The organism is Nocardioides sp. 616, assembly GCF_002930065.1.
GTDB lineage: Bacteria > Actinomycetota > Actinomycetes > Propionibacteriales > Nocardioidaceae > Nocardioides > Nocardioides houyundeii.
Window position 1 is genome coordinate 25,147 of the sequence record NZ_POAG01000015.1, and the last position, 12,810, is coordinate 37,956.

Sequence of the window (12,810 nt, forward strand, 5' to 3'; positions counted from 1 at the left end):
AGCGCCGGGGCCGCGACCTCCAGCGCGCCGAGCCGGCGGACCTCCGCCTGGGTGGCTCCGGCCACCCGCAGGGCGGCGAGTCGCCGCTCCCGGCTCGCGCTGCCCAGCCGCAGCACCTGCTGCAGCAGCATCAACGGGGCGAGGCAGGTCAGCGCCAGGGCCACCATCAGGCCCGCGCGCAGTTCGCCCTCGAGCACCAGCTGGCTGAGCTCCGCGTCGTACGACGGGTCGAGGCCGAAGAGCACCAGGGTCAGGGTCACCAGCAGCAGCCCGGAGACCACGGCGGTGCACGCCGCCACCAGCACCGGTCGCCCGTAGCCGGCGTTGCGCAGGAAGGTCAGTGCCAGCGCGATCACGAGAGCACCCCGGTGCCCGCGATGACGCCGTCGAGCACCGCGACCTCGCGGTCGGCCCGGGCGGCCACCCGGTTGTCGTGGGTGACCAGCACCAGGGCGGCGCCCGTGCCGCGGACCGCCTCGAGCAGCTGGCCGAGCACCTGCTCGCCGGCCACGGTGTCCAGCGCGCCGGTGGGCTCGTCGGCGAAGATCACCCGGGGCCCGGCCACCAGGGCGCGGGCCACCGCCACCCGCTGCGCCTGGCCGCCGGAGAGCTCGGCGGGGGAGGCGTCGGCAAGCTCGAGGCCGCCGAGACGCTCCAGCCAGGCCAGCGCCGCGCGGTGCGCCGAGGGGCGCTCGTGCTTGTCCAGCAACAGCGGCAGTGCGACGTTCTGGACGACCGTCAGCTCGGGGACGAGCTGACCGAACTGCAGCACCACCCCCATCTCCCGGCGCCGCAGCCGGGTGCGCTCGGTGTCGCCCAGCCCGCCCAGCGGCGTGCCGTCGTAGTAGACCTCCCCGGCCTCCGGACGCAGGATCCCGGCCAGGCAGAGCAGCAGCGTGGACTTGCCGCTGCCGGAGGGCCCGGTGATCGCCAGGGCCTCGCCGGGGGCGACCTCGAGGGAGACCCCGCGCAGCGCCTCGGTGTGCCTGAAGGACTTGCGGATCGCGTGTGCCTGGACGAGCGCGCTCATGGGCGGGCCTCTCGGTCGGGGGCGGAGCCGGTGGCAAGGACTCGGGCGCGAGCAGTCTCCAGCCAGCGCAGGTCGGCGTCGAGGTGCTCGACGGTGTGGTCGATCACGATGCGCCCGGCCACGTCGTCGGTTGCCGACTGGAGCTCCAGCAGGCTCTTCATGGCGGCCAGGTGCACCCGGCGCTGGGCGGCCAGGAAGCCCGCCGCGTCGCCGCCCAGGCGCAGCGCGGTGACGGCCTTGCGCACCAGGTCGTCGGCCGAGTAGGGCCCGGCCGACTCGGTGGCCGCCAGCCAGCGCTCCAGGTGGGCCCGCCCGGCCTCGGTCACGGCGTACGCCGTCCGCTCCGGGCCACCCTGGGCGACGGTCTCGACGGCCTCGACGAACCCGTCCTTCTCCAGCTTGGCCAGCGCCGCGTACACCTGGCCGAAGGCCAGCGGCTTCACCCCGGGGAAGCGCTGGTCGTGGTGCTGCTTCAGGTCGTACCCGTGGGCCGGGCCCTCGGCCAGGATGCCGAGGAGGACGTGGGAGACGCTCATGCCGGGACTATACACATTGTGAATAGTCCGGGGACGTGCTTCTCCCCCGGACCCGCCGGGCGTCGTCAGAGGAGCCCGGACCCGTCCGGAGTCAGTCCAGGACCTTGGCGCCCCGGTGCAGCTCGCGGTGCTCCTCGTAGATGGCCGCGTTGAGGTGCAGCCGGACGATCTCGTCCTCGGTGAGCTCGCGCCGCACCTTGCCCGGGACGCCCGCGACCAGGGTGCGGGGCGGCACCTGCATGCCCTCGGTGACCAGGGCGCCGGCCGCGATGAGCACCTCGTCGCCGATGACCGCGCCGTTCATCACCGTGGCCCCCATGCCAACCAGCACGTGGTCGCCGACCGTGGCCCCGTGGATGACCGCGCCGTGGCCCACCGAGACGCCCGCGCCGAGGGTCAGCGGCTTGCCCGCGTCCACGTGGAAGACGCAGTTGTCCTGCACGTTGGAGCCGGGGCCGATGGTGATCGGCTCGTTGTCGGCCCGCAGCACGGCACCGTAGAAGACCGAGGCTCCCTCGGCCAGGTGGACGGAGCCGACCAGGGTCGCGTTGGGGGCGACCCAGGCGGAGTCGGGCACGACGGGGGAGCGGTCTCCAAGGGCGATCAGCATGGGGCCAACCGTAGCGACGCTTCCCCTGTGACTGCGGTCACATGGGGTGTTACCGTCCGTTCGTGCGCCGAACGATTCCGCTGCTGCTGTCCGCCCTCGTCCCGGTGCTGGCTGCCCTGGCCTGGATGCCGCCGAGCCAGGCCGCCGCCGGTGGCTTCAGCGTGGTCTGGGACAAGGGCCCGGGCGGGGAGCGCTACGTGGCGCTGGGCGACTCCTTCGCCTCCGGCCCCGGCATCGCGCCGCAGCGCGCCGAGGGGTGCACTCGCAGCGAGCGCAACTTCTCGACGCTGTTCGCCCAGGCTCTCGACGTCAAGGCCTTCACTGACGCCAGCTGCGGGGGTGCCACCACCAAGGAGCTGTTCGCGGCCCAGGGGACGGGCAGCACGGCCAACCCGCGGCAGCTCGACGCACTTGACGCTGACACCACCCTGGTCACCTTCGGCACCATCGGCGGCAACGACATCGGCCTGGTGCAGCTGGCGGCCAGCTGCTTCAGCACGAACTGCGTCCCGACCTCCGGCGACCCGTACGCCGCGAAGTTCGCCGCCCTGAAGACCCAGCTGACCAAGGGGGTCACGGAGGCCAGGACGGCGTCCCCGAATGCGCAGATCCTGGTGATCGGCTACGGCACCTACCTGCCGCCCGCCGGCTGCGTCGACGTCTTCGGCGGTGCGCTGACGCTGGAGGAGTTCGGCTACGTGCAGAGCCAGATCGACCGGATGTCGGACACCCTCGAGGCCGTGGCCGTCGAGCAGGGCGTGGATTTCGTCGACATGCGCGACATCCCCGGCTCGGTCGACCACACCGTGTGTGCGGCTCCCGAGCGGCAGTGGATCCGGGCGCTCACCACCTACAACGACGGCGCCACGCTGCACCCCTCGGCCTGCGGCATGTCCGCCATGGCCCAGCACCTGACCCGCACCCTGGAGGACCTCCGGGGCTTCCCGCAGACGCCCTTCGACGACTCGTGCGTCAGCGCCGGCGGCCCCGCCTCGACCCCCAGCCCTACGGCGACGCCGACCGTGTCGCCGACTGCTACCCCGACGGCCACCCCCACGGCGGCGGCGCAGCCCACCCGCGAGACCCGTCTCGCGGCGCTGCGCGCGGACGGTCGGACGCTGCGGGTGACCGCCTCCTGCACTGGCGGCACGAAGGTGCGGCTGGGACTGCGCGGCGTGGCCGACCAGGTGGGCCGGGTGCGCTTCGTCGTCGGCGGCCAGCCGGTGGCCGTGGCCCCGCAGGCGCCGTTCCGGGTCACCGCCCAGGCGGGCACGGTGCGGCACAGCGGTCTGGTCAAGGCCAAGGTGACGCTGCGCGACGGCGACCTGAAGATCGGCCGTCACAAGACCATCGAGCGGCCCCGCTGCCTGCGCTGACCTTGTGCGTCGCGGAGGCTGCAGCGATCATCGGAGGATGGACGTAGGCCTCCTGGTCCAGCTGGGCGTCGTCGTCGCCTTCTTGGTCCTGCTGTGGGTGCTGCCTGACTGGGTGGCCTACCGCGAGCGTGCCCGGAGGATGGTCCGTCGCCTCGGGGTCGCTGCTCCCGAGCCGCCGGCCCCGACCGGCCCGCCGGTCCAGCGGATCGCCGCCGACGCCCGGCGGATCCGCTCGGCGATCCGGCAGGCTCCCGCAGGGACGCCGGTCGCCCGGATGCGCGGCTGGCAGCAGGCGTACGACGACGTGCTGGTCGTGGCTTGCGAGGCGCTGGACCTGGAGCAGCGCCTGGACTGCCTGCCGCCCGGCGTCCTGCGCGACCTGGAGCGCGAGCGGGTGGAGCGGATGCTGGTGCGGGCCGGTCTGCTGGCGGGCAGTCTCGACCGCTAGCCGGCGCGGGTCAGCTCGGCGGGAACACGCAGAACTCGTTGCCCTCGGGGTCGGCCAGCACCGTCCACTGCGGCTGGTCCCACAGATGGGTCGCGCCCCGGGCGAGCAGCTCCTCGGCCCGCCCCACGACGTCCCAGTGCAACCGGTTGGGCTCGGTGCGCGGCTCGGGCACCGGCCCGAAGTCCAGCGTCATCCGGTCGTCGACGGCGACGCCGGTCAAGGTCCACCAGTCGCCCTGGGGGTCGCGGGTCGGGGCCGCGCCGAACAGCTCCCCCCACCACTGGGCCAGGTGCTCGGGGTCCGCGCAGTCGATAGCCACGCCGTGGAGGCGGTAGTCCGGCACCTTGTCGGCACCGCGTTCGAACCCGCAGAACTCGTTGCCCTCGGGGTCCGCCAACACGGTCCACGCGAAGCCCGTCTCCGAGGACGGTGCCAGCACCGTGGCACCGAGGGCGACCAGGTCGTCGACCGAGGCGCAGTCGACGTCGAGGTGGAGCCGGTTCTTGACCCGGTGCGGCCGGTCCACCTGGTTGACCCACACGGTGTGGCGCGGCGTGGGGCCGCTGAGCCGATCGGGGTCGGCCGGGTCGGCGACCTCCAAGCCGCCGACGGCGGACCAGAACCGCGACTGGGCGCCGACGTCGAGGGCGTCGATGCACAGGTCCTGCCAGGTCACGAGGCTCATGAGTCCAGTCAAGCCGTTGGCGGGTCCCTGCGACAACACCCGAGACGTTTGTTCTCCGGCGCAGCGAGGGTCGGCGATGATGCCGCCTGCGGGTGCTCGACCGGCACAGCTTCGACGATCCGATGGGCAGGGAATGCGAGAGACCGACGATGCTGCGGTGACGGCCTGGGAACGCCGCGCCGAGGTCCCCTTGATGTTGCTCGCCCTGGCCTTCGTGGTCGCCTACGCCTGGCCCGTCCTCGACCCACGCCTGGACCCGGACCTCAGGACGGTCCTGAACGCCTTCTCGTGGGCCGTGTGGGTCGCCTTCGCCGTGGACCTCGCCGTCCGCCTGTTCCTCGCGCAGGAGCGGAGGTCCTACGCCGCACGCCACTGGTACGACGTCGCCCTGGTGGTGCTGCCGATCCTTCGGCCCCTGCGACTCCTTCGGCTCCTCGCGCTCCTGCGGATCCTCGACCGCTCGGCCGCCAGCAACTTTGCGGGCCGGGTCCTGGTCTATGCCGCCTCGGTGGCGGTGATGGCCGTGGGCCTCGGTGCGCTGGCGGTCCTGGACGCCGAGCAGGAGGCCGCCGGCGCGAACATCACGTCGTTCGGCGACGCAGTCTGGTGGGCCTGCACGACGGTGACCACGGTCGGCTACGGCGACCGGTTCCCGGTCACCTTCGAGGGGCGCGCGGTGGCCGTGGTGCTGATGGTCGTCGGCATCGGTCTGGTCGGCTCGGTGACTGCCTCCGTTGCCTCGTGGATGCTCGCCCGCATCGAGGAGGAACGTCGACCCGGGCGGGACCGGGAATCGTCCTAGGGCAGCCGGATCCTTCCTCGGTCGCTAAGGTGCCTGGTCATGCCCCTTCGCTAGCGGGGCTGACGCACCGCAACCGTCTCTCGCTGGGAGTCCCGTGCTCTTCCCAAAGATCCGCCGTGGCCACCGCGACGCGCTCGTCAAGTACGTCTTCGCGCTGTCGTTCACCGTGGTGTCGGCGCTCGCCACCGCTCCGGCGCCGCAGCTCTCGCCCGCCCTGGACGAGGCGGCGACGAGGCTGGCGCGGCTGCCCGCCGACGGCCCCGGGGCGACCGGGCCCGGCAATGGGCAGGGCGCCGGGCAGGGCACCGGGCAGGGCAAGGCGGGCAAGGCCGAGACCAAGAAGCAGCGGGCGGACAAGCGTCGGGCCAAGAAGAAGGCAGCGGCACGCAAGGCCGCCCCGGCGAGCGACAACCCGCTGGTCGGGCACCCCATGGGCGTCTACCAGGGGCCCGGCGACCAGGCGTGGGCGCCGTACGTGAACTCCAGCGGGGCGAACCGCGAGCTGCTCGCGAAGATCGCGCTGCGCCCCAAGGCCAAGTGGTTCGGTGCCTGGATCCCGGACCGCAGAATCCGGGCCAACGTCGCGGACTACGTCGCCAACAGCACTGGTGGCGACCCGAACGTCCTGGTGCAGATGGCGGTGTTCCGGATGGTCCCGTGGGAGCACGAGGCGTGCCGCAGGCTGCCCACCCCCGCCGAGCAGGCCAGCTACCGGTTCTGGATCGACGAGTTCGCCGCCGGCGTCGGCACAGCCCACGCCGCCATCGTGCTGCAGCCCGACGGCCCGTTCGCGCTGTGCGCCCCCGGCGGCTCCCGGCTGCCCTCGGACCTGGTGAAGTACGCCGCCACCAGGTTCGCCGCGCTGCCCAACACCCATGTCTACATCGACGCCGGTGCGGCCGACTGGCCCAAGGACAACCCCGCAGAGGCCGCCGAGATCCTGGTGCGAGCAGGAGTGGGACAGGTCCGCGGCTTCGCGCTCAACTCCACCCACTACGTCGCGGTGGCCGACGACATCGGCTTCGGCACCCGGGTGGTCGCCGAGCTGGCCCGCCGCGGCATCCCCGGCAAGCACTTCGTCATCAACACCTCCTCCAACGGCCAGGGCTTCGAGTTCAGCCAGGGCCGCGGCAACCACCCCGACAACGCCAACGTGTGCCGCACGCCGGGGGAACGGGTCTGCGTGACCCTCGGCATCCCGCCCACCGTCGACGTGGCCAACCCGCGCTGGGGGCTGGGCGAGGAGCTGTCGGCCGCCGCGGCCGAGCATGTGGACGCCTACCTGTGGTTCGGCCGACCGTGGCTGAACATGCAGAACGACCCGTTCGTGCTGGACCGGGCGCTGGCGATGGCGCGCACCACTCCCTGGTAGGCGTGCCCGGCGTCCGCGGCTGATCACCGCGCCGGAAGGTGGGTGGACCAGGACTTACGATTCGCCCATGCGCCTTCGCCCCGTCTCCGCCCGTCCCGCCGTACGCCGTCGCGTCGGCGCCCTCGCTCTCGCTCCGCTGCTGCTGGTGGGTTCCGCGTGCGCCCCGACCGAGGACGCGGACGACACGGCCACCGACAGCGAGACGGGCGCGAGCGACGCCGAGGTCACCGAGCCCGCGGCCTGTGCCGAGGACGCGGTGCGCAAGCCCGGCACCCTGACCATCGCCACGGACTCCCCGGCGTACGAGCCGTGGTTCACCGACAACGACCCCACCACCGGCGAGGGCTTCGAGTCGGCCGTGGCCTACGAGGTGGCCAAGCGCCTCGGCTTCGACGCCGACGCCGTCACCTGGGTCACGGTGCCGTTCAACACCTCCTACAAGCCCGGGCCCAAGGAGTTCGACTTCGACATCAACCAGATCTCGGTCACCCCCGAGCGTGCCGAGCGCGTCGACTTCTCCTCCGGCTACTACTCGGCCGCCCAGGCCGTGATCGCGCTGAAGGACAACCCGGCCGCTGAGGCCACCAGCCTGGAGGACCTCAAGGGCCTGCGCCTCGGCGCCCAGACCGGCACCACCTCGCTGACCGCGATCCGCGACCAGATCCAGCCCGACGCCGAGATCTCCGTCTTCGAGGACACCAACGCCGCCAAGCAGGCGATGATGAACGACCAGGTCGACGCGATCGTCGCGGACCTGCCCAGCGCCTTCTACATCACCGCCGCGGAGATCCCGCAGGCCTCCATCACCGGCCAGTTCCAGCCCGACTCCGAGGACCAGGAGACGTTCGGCCTGCTCTTCGAGAAGGGCAGCGAGCTGGTCGGCTGCGTCGACGCCGCGCTGGCCGAGATGGACACCGACGGCACCCTGGCCCAGCTGGAGCAGGAGTGGCTCTCCGACACGGTCGGCGTTCCCGAGCTCCAGTGAGCCTGTCCGACGCAGCGCCCGCGACGGGCGAGGCCTGGCAGCCGAGCGAGCGTGAGCTCGAGCGGCGCCGGGTCCGCCGTTCGCGGCACCGCCGTTCACTCGGCGTCGCGACGCTGACCACGCTGGTGGTCTTCGGGGCGTTGGCGGCCGGGGTCGTCTCCTCGCCCGGCTGGGGAGTGGTGCAGGAGTACTTCTTCGACCCCCATCACGCCCGGGAGTCGTTCCCGGCCATCTGGGCGGGCTTCTGGCTCAACGTCAAGATGTTCCTGATCGCCGAGCCGCTGATCCTGCTGCTCGGTCTGGCACTCGCGCTCGCCCGCCAGGCCCGCGTGGCGTGGCTGACGCCCCTGCGGCTGCTGGCGGTGCTCTACACCGACCTGTTCCGGGGCATCCCGACCATCCTGCTCGTGGTGCTGCTGGCCTTCGGGATGCCGGCGCTCCAGCTCCAGGGCGTCCCCAACGACCGGTTCTTCTGGGCGCTGGTGGCGCTCGTGCTCTCCTACGGCGCCTACGTCGCTGAGGTCTTCCGCTCCGGCATCGAGTCGGTGCACCCCTCCCAGTTGGCCAGTGCCGAGACGCTGGGGCTGACCCGCGCCCAGACCATGCGCCACGTGGTGGTGCCGCAGGCGGTGCGTCGCGTCGTACCTCCGCTGCTCAACGACTTCGTCTCCCTGCAGAAGGACACCGCGCTGGTCTCCACCGTCGGCATCTTCGACGCCGTCTTCGCCGCCCGCGACTACGGCAACTACAACTTCAACGACACGCCCCTGGTGGTGGTGGCGCTGTTCTTCGTGGTCATCACGATCCCGTTGGCCCGGCTCACCGACCACCTGCAGAAGCGGGTCGTGGCCCGGGAGCAGGCGGGTGCGCGATGAGCGCCCCGAGCCCCGCCGCCCCGCTCCTGCGGGTGCGCGGCCTGCGCAAGAGCTACGGCGACCGGGTGGTGCTGCACGACATCGACCTCGACGTCGCCGCCGGTGACGTGATCTGCCTGATCGGGTCCTCCGGCTCCGGCAAGTCCACCCTGCTGCGCTGCCTGAACCTGCTCGAGGAGATCGACGACGGCCTGGTCGAGCTCGGTGGCGTCGACATCTCCGACCCGCGGACCGACCGCCGGGCGGTGCGCTCGCAGATGGGGATGGTCTTCCAGGCCTACAACCTCTTCCCGCACCTGAGCGTGCTGGACAACATCACCCTGGCGCCGCGCAAGGTGCACGGGATGAGGCGCGCGGAGGCGGAGGCGCGCGGGCGTGACCTGCTCAAGAGGTTCGGTCTGGCCGACAAGGCCGACGCGCACCCCGACCGGCTCTCCGGCGGCCAGCAGCAGCGGGTCGCCCTGGTTCGCGCGCTGGCGCCGCGCCCGTCGCTGCTGCTGCTCGACGAGATCACCGCGGCCCTGGACCCCGAGCTGGTCGGCGACGTGCTGGGCGCGGTGCGCAGCCTGGCGGAAGAGGGGACGACGCTGGTGCTGGCCACCCACGAGATGTCGTTCGCCCGCGAGGTGGCGACCCGGGTCTGCTTCCTTGACGACGGCCGCATCCTGGAGCAGGGCGCGCCCGCCGAGATCTTCTCCAGCCCTCGCGAGGCCCGGACCAGGCAGTTCCTGGACCGGGTGCTCAGCGAGCGGGGTTGAGGGTCAGTCACGCGCTGAGCGTGGCACCCCACTGCTCTGCACGCTCGATCTCGTGCTCGAGCAGTGGGCCCTCCAGATCCTCCACGTAGAAGCTCTCCACCGCGATGAGACGGCCGAGGTGGTGCCGCTTCACGCTCCTGGCGGCTGCCTTGGCCGCCGACCCGGGGAGGGAGCGCACCTTCGCGACCCGGGTGTCGAAGGTGGCGACCGCGACCTGGTCCGAGGGCGGCTGCGCCTCGAGCCACTCGCGGATCCCGCGACCCTCCTGGCCCGGCGCCGCACCCTTGGTGGCGGCGTCCTTGCGGGTGGACTCTCGACTCATGGAGAACGCGTGCGTGGGGCCGCCCACGACCAGCAGGTCGACGACCGCGGGGAGCGTGGGGGGTGCGTCCCCGACCTCGAGCGCCGGTACGTCGGGGCCCAACCCGCGTGCCACCGCCCGGGCGATCGCGCGGGTGTTGCCCCACATCGACTCGTAGACCACCAAGGTGCTCATGACGGGGGTGCGTCCTTCATGCCCCCCACGTTCCTCTGCCCGGGCCGCGCCGACCAGTGCTTGCGCGTGTGAGGTGGCAGATAGTCCGGTCCGGTCGGTCTAGAGTCGGGGAATGGTCCTCGGCTGCCCCAAGACGATGACCTACGGGCCGTGCGGCGGGGTGCGCGACGACGCCTCGTGCGAGCTCGACACGCGGCCGTGCCCGTTCGCCGGGCCGGACGCGACCGTCGTGGTCTGGGAGCGCGCGCCGAGCGAGCCCACCCTGCCGGGCAGCTCGTTGCTGGCCGCTGCCGGTCGCGGCCCGGTCGTGCTCACCGACCTCACCATTCCGCCGTTCGACCCCGCCGGCGTCGCCGCCGTCACCCGCACGCTGGCCGGGTCCTGCGACGCGGTGCTGGTGGGGGAGCACCAGAACCGGCCCGACTTCCCGCCGACCCTGATGGCCGCCCTGATCGCCGAGGCCGGCGGCGTCGCCTGGGTGACCCTGGCCTGCCGGGACCGCAACCGGCTGGTGCTGGAGCAGGAGCTCGCCGGGCTCGCCGTCGCCGGGGTCGACGGGGTGCTGTGCGTGACCGGGGACGTGCGCGCCCAGGGCGTGCGGCCCGACGTCACCCAGGTCTTCGACCTCGACGGCACCCAGCTCGCCGCGCTGGCCCGCGAGGCCGGCCACGCGGTCGCCGTACCCGAGTCGCCCGCGGCGCTCCCGCGACACCTGCGGCCCGCCCGCCTGGTCCAGAAGCAGCATGCCGGAGCCCACCTGGCGGTCCTCAACCACGTGCGCAGCCCCGAGGAGGTGGCCGCGTTCGTGGCGGCCTCCCGTGCCCTGGGCCTGACCATCCCGGTGATCGCGGCGGTCGCGGTCTACAGCGACGAGCGGTCCGCGCGGCTGCTGCAGAACTTCCCCGGACTGCACCTGGACGACGCCCAGGTGGCGCAGGTGCTGGGGGCCTCCGACGTACGATCCGCGGGCATCGAGGCGGCCGTGCGCGAGGCGCGGGCGATGCTGGCCATCGACGGCGTGGCGGGGGTCAACCTGTCCGGTCTGGGCTCCGGCGCCGGGGCGATGGCCGGAGCACAGGTCAAGGCCGAGGTGGGCAACCGGATCCGGGAGGACAGATGAGCGACGCAGAGGCGATGGCCGACGAGTTCGACACCATCGCGTGGTGGACGGCCTCGGCGGTCGCGGAGCTCGGGGAGGACCATGCCCTGCCGGCCGCGTGCCGGGGCAGCGGCAGTCCGGCTGCGCTCGACTGGTTGGCCTCCTCGATGGAGCTGCAGCAGGGCACCCGGCTGCTGGACTCCGGCGCCGGGGTCGGCGGTCCCGCGGAGTACGCCGCCCGCTCGTACGGCGTACGCCCGGTCCTGGCCGAGCCCATGGAGGGCGCCTGCCGCGCCGCGCGCCGCCTCTTCGGCCACCCGGTCGTCGTCTCCGACGGGCTGCGGCTGCCGTTCCCGGGCGCGGCCTTCGACGCCGCCTGGTCTCTGGGCGTGCTGTGCACCGTGGAGGACAAGCGGTCCTACCTGAGCGAGCTGCGGCGCACGGTGGTCCCCGGCGGGGCCGTGGGGCTGCTCGTCTACACCCGGGCCGTCGACGACCTGCCCGACCAGCCCGAGGGCAACCACTTCCCCAGCCACGACGAGCTCGTGGCCGACCTGAGGGCGGTCGGGCTCGAGCTGGACGACGAGACCGCGCTGGCCGACGTCGCGGGCACCCCCGAGGACTGGGACGAGGCCGCGTCCCGGGTCGAGGAGGTGGTGGCGCGCGAGCACCGCGACGACGAGCGCTGGCAGCGGGCCCAGGCCCAGCAGGAGACCATCGCCGGGCTGATCGGTGACGAGCTCGTCGTCGGCGTGCTCCTCACCTGCCGTACGCCAGGGCCGTCTGACATCGTGGGGCCATGACGTCCACCACCCCCCCGCCCCTGCCCGTCGTCGTCGTGACCGGAGCCAACGGCCTCGTCGGCAGCCACGTCGTCGCGGCGCTGGCCGCGCGAGGCGCGACGGTGCGGGCCGTCGTACGACGCCCGGGGACGGCGCCCGCGATCCCCGGGGTCGAGGAGCGGGTGGGGGAGTTCTCCGACCCGGCGTTCGCCGGCCACGTCGTCGCCGGAGCGGACACCCTCGTCACCACCGTGCACCCCCTGGACGGGGACGCCCAGACCCAGCTCGAGGTCGGGTACGCCGGCACCCTGGTCATCGTCGAGGCCGCCGCCGAGGCGGGGGTCGACCGGCTGGTGCACCTGTCGACGACGGCCGTCTACGACCGCCGCCCCGAGGTCGGCGACGTCGACGAGCGCGCTGCGCTGGCGCCCGACGATGCGGGCGACTACCCGGTGATCAAGCGGGACCTGGACCTGGCGCTGGCCGAGGTGAGCGGCCTGACCCGGGTGCTGCTGCGGCCGCCGTCGATCCTGGGCGCGGGAGAGTCCTCGGTGTGGAACACGCTGCGCCCGGCGGCCATCGCCCGCGACGAGGCGGAGCGGCACGCGGTGCCGGAGAAGTCGTGGCCCTGGGTGCACGTCGACGACCTGGCGGCGCTGGCCGCCGACGTGGCGACCGGCCTGGTGGCGACCGCCGACGACCCGGACGACGGACCGGTGGAGGGCGCGTGCACCCCGGTCAACGTGGTCGGCGGCACCGCGACCCTGCGGGACTACTACGGCGCGGTGACCGAGGCGCTGGGCGTGGAGCCGGTGTGGGAGGAGGGTCCGGCCTGGACCGGGCAGATCCGCTCCGACCGGGCCCGGCGCTGGGGCTGGGAGCCGAAGGTCGACCTCGACCAGGCGCTGGCCGAGCTGAAGGACGGCCTGCGAGGCTGACGGGTCGGGGCGCGACGA

Annotated in this window: 16 protein-coding genes; 10 read left to right on the top strand and 6 right to left on the bottom strand. The window is 73.1% G+C overall.

Translation table 11 applies throughout. The annotated features are described in order from the left end of the window. The 4 genes from C5H89_RS05975 to C5H89_RS05990 form a co-directional block, all read right to left on the bottom strand. On the bottom strand, positions 1 to 356 hold a 356-nt coding region (locus tag C5H89_RS05975), incomplete at its 3' end, for a hypothetical protein (RefSeq protein WP_205304889.1). After that, a complete protein-coding gene (locus tag C5H89_RS05980; RefSeq protein ID WP_104106143.1) occupies positions 353 to 1,030 on the bottom strand; it encodes an ABC transporter ATP-binding protein in 678 nt (225 codons plus the stop codon). The genes C5H89_RS05975 and C5H89_RS05980, both read right to left, overlap by 4 nt. After that, complete coding sequence (locus tag C5H89_RS05985) at positions 1,027 to 1,566, bottom strand: PadR family transcriptional regulator (protein ID WP_104106144.1); 540 nt, start codon at positions 1,564 to 1,566, stop codon at positions 1,027 to 1,029. Before C5H89_RS05985 ends, C5H89_RS05980 begins: the two co-directional genes overlap by 4 nt. A 91-nt stretch (positions 1,567 to 1,657) precedes the next feature. Continuing rightward, positions 1,658 to 2,176 (bottom strand): gamma carbonic anhydrase family protein, encoded by a 519-nt coding sequence (locus C5H89_RS05990; RefSeq protein ID WP_104106145.1) that lies wholly within the window; start codon positions 2,174 to 2,176, stop codon positions 1,658 to 1,660. 62 nt (positions 2,177 to 2,238) lie between these two features. Between C5H89_RS05990 and C5H89_RS05995 the strand changes: the two genes are divergently transcribed. Both C5H89_RS05995 and C5H89_RS06000 read left to right on the top strand, forming a co-directional pair. After that, positions 2,239 to 3,552 carry an SGNH/GDSL hydrolase family protein gene (locus C5H89_RS05995; RefSeq protein ID WP_162799245.1) on the top strand — a complete coding sequence of 438 codons (1,314 nt, stop codon included), beginning with the start codon at positions 2,239 to 2,241 and terminating at the stop codon, positions 3,550 to 3,552. A 37-nt stretch (positions 3,553 to 3,589) separates the two neighbouring features. Further along, positions 3,590 to 4,000, top strand: coding sequence for a hypothetical protein (locus C5H89_RS06000; RefSeq protein ID WP_104106147.1), 411 nt, complete (start codon positions 3,590 to 3,592; stop codon positions 3,998 to 4,000). A gap of 10 nt (positions 4,001 to 4,010) precedes the next feature. Here C5H89_RS06000 and C5H89_RS06005 read toward each other — a convergent pair whose 3' ends face one another. Then, entirely contained in the window at positions 4,011 to 4,685 is a 675-nt protein-coding gene (locus tag C5H89_RS06005; RefSeq protein WP_104106148.1) for a VOC family protein, read from the bottom strand. A 133-nt stretch (positions 4,686 to 4,818) separates the two neighbouring features. Between C5H89_RS06005 and C5H89_RS06010 the strand changes: the two genes are divergently transcribed. From C5H89_RS06010 to C5H89_RS06030, 5 genes are all read left to right on the top strand, one after another. Then, positions 4,819 to 5,487, top strand: coding sequence for a potassium channel family protein (locus C5H89_RS06010; RefSeq protein ID WP_205304890.1), 669 nt, complete (start codon positions 4,819 to 4,821; stop codon positions 5,485 to 5,487). Positions 5,488 to 5,581: 94 nt separating this feature from the next. Beyond that, on the top strand, positions 5,582 to 6,859 hold the full coding sequence (locus C5H89_RS06015) for a glycoside hydrolase family 6 protein (protein ID WP_104106149.1): 1,278 nt from the start codon (positions 5,582 to 5,584) through the stop codon (positions 6,857 to 6,859). A gap of 67 nt (positions 6,860 to 6,926) precedes the next feature. After that, positions 6,927 to 7,844: an ABC transporter substrate-binding protein gene (locus tag C5H89_RS06020; RefSeq protein WP_104106150.1), complete on the top strand. Its 918-nt coding sequence runs from the start codon at positions 6,927 to 6,929 to the stop codon at positions 7,842 to 7,844. Then, positions 7,841 to 8,719, top strand: a complete 879-nt coding sequence (locus C5H89_RS06025) for an amino acid ABC transporter permease (protein ID WP_240181735.1) — start codon at positions 7,841 to 7,843, stop codon at positions 8,717 to 8,719. The genes C5H89_RS06020 and C5H89_RS06025 overlap by 4 nt, the downstream gene beginning before the upstream one ends. Then, the gene (locus C5H89_RS06030) at positions 8,716 to 9,477 is read left to right on the top strand and encodes an amino acid ABC transporter ATP-binding protein (protein ID WP_104106151.1); all 762 of its coding nucleotides are present in this window, start codon (positions 8,716 to 8,718) and stop codon (positions 9,475 to 9,477) included. Before C5H89_RS06025 ends, C5H89_RS06030 begins: the two co-directional genes overlap by 4 nt. 7 nt (positions 9,478 to 9,484) lie before the next feature. Here C5H89_RS06030 and C5H89_RS06035 read toward each other — a convergent pair whose 3' ends face one another. After that, on the bottom strand, positions 9,485 to 9,973 hold the full coding sequence (locus C5H89_RS06035) for a flavodoxin family protein (protein ID WP_104106152.1): 489 nt from the start codon (positions 9,971 to 9,973) through the stop codon (positions 9,485 to 9,487). 112 nt (positions 9,974 to 10,085) lie between these two features. On the opposite strand from C5H89_RS06035, the gene C5H89_RS06040 reads away from it, so the two are divergent. From C5H89_RS06040 to C5H89_RS06050, 3 genes are read left to right on the top strand one after another with little or no spacing between them, the layout of a single operon-like run. Beyond that, a complete protein-coding gene (locus C5H89_RS06040; RefSeq protein WP_104106153.1) occupies positions 10,086 to 11,093 on the top strand; it encodes a methylenetetrahydrofolate reductase in 1,008 nt (335 codons plus the stop codon). Then, positions 11,090 to 11,875, top strand: coding sequence for a class I SAM-dependent methyltransferase (locus tag C5H89_RS06045; protein ID WP_104106154.1), 786 nt, complete (start codon positions 11,090 to 11,092; stop codon positions 11,873 to 11,875). The genes C5H89_RS06040 and C5H89_RS06045 overlap by 4 nt, the downstream gene beginning before the upstream one ends. Continuing rightward, positions 11,872 to 12,792 carry an NAD(P)-dependent oxidoreductase gene (locus C5H89_RS06050; RefSeq protein ID WP_104106155.1) on the top strand — a complete coding sequence of 307 codons (921 nt, stop codon included), beginning with the start codon at positions 11,872 to 11,874 and terminating at the stop codon, positions 12,790 to 12,792. Before C5H89_RS06045 ends, C5H89_RS06050 begins: the two co-directional genes overlap by 4 nt. Positions 12,793 to 12,810: the final 18 nt, after the last annotated feature.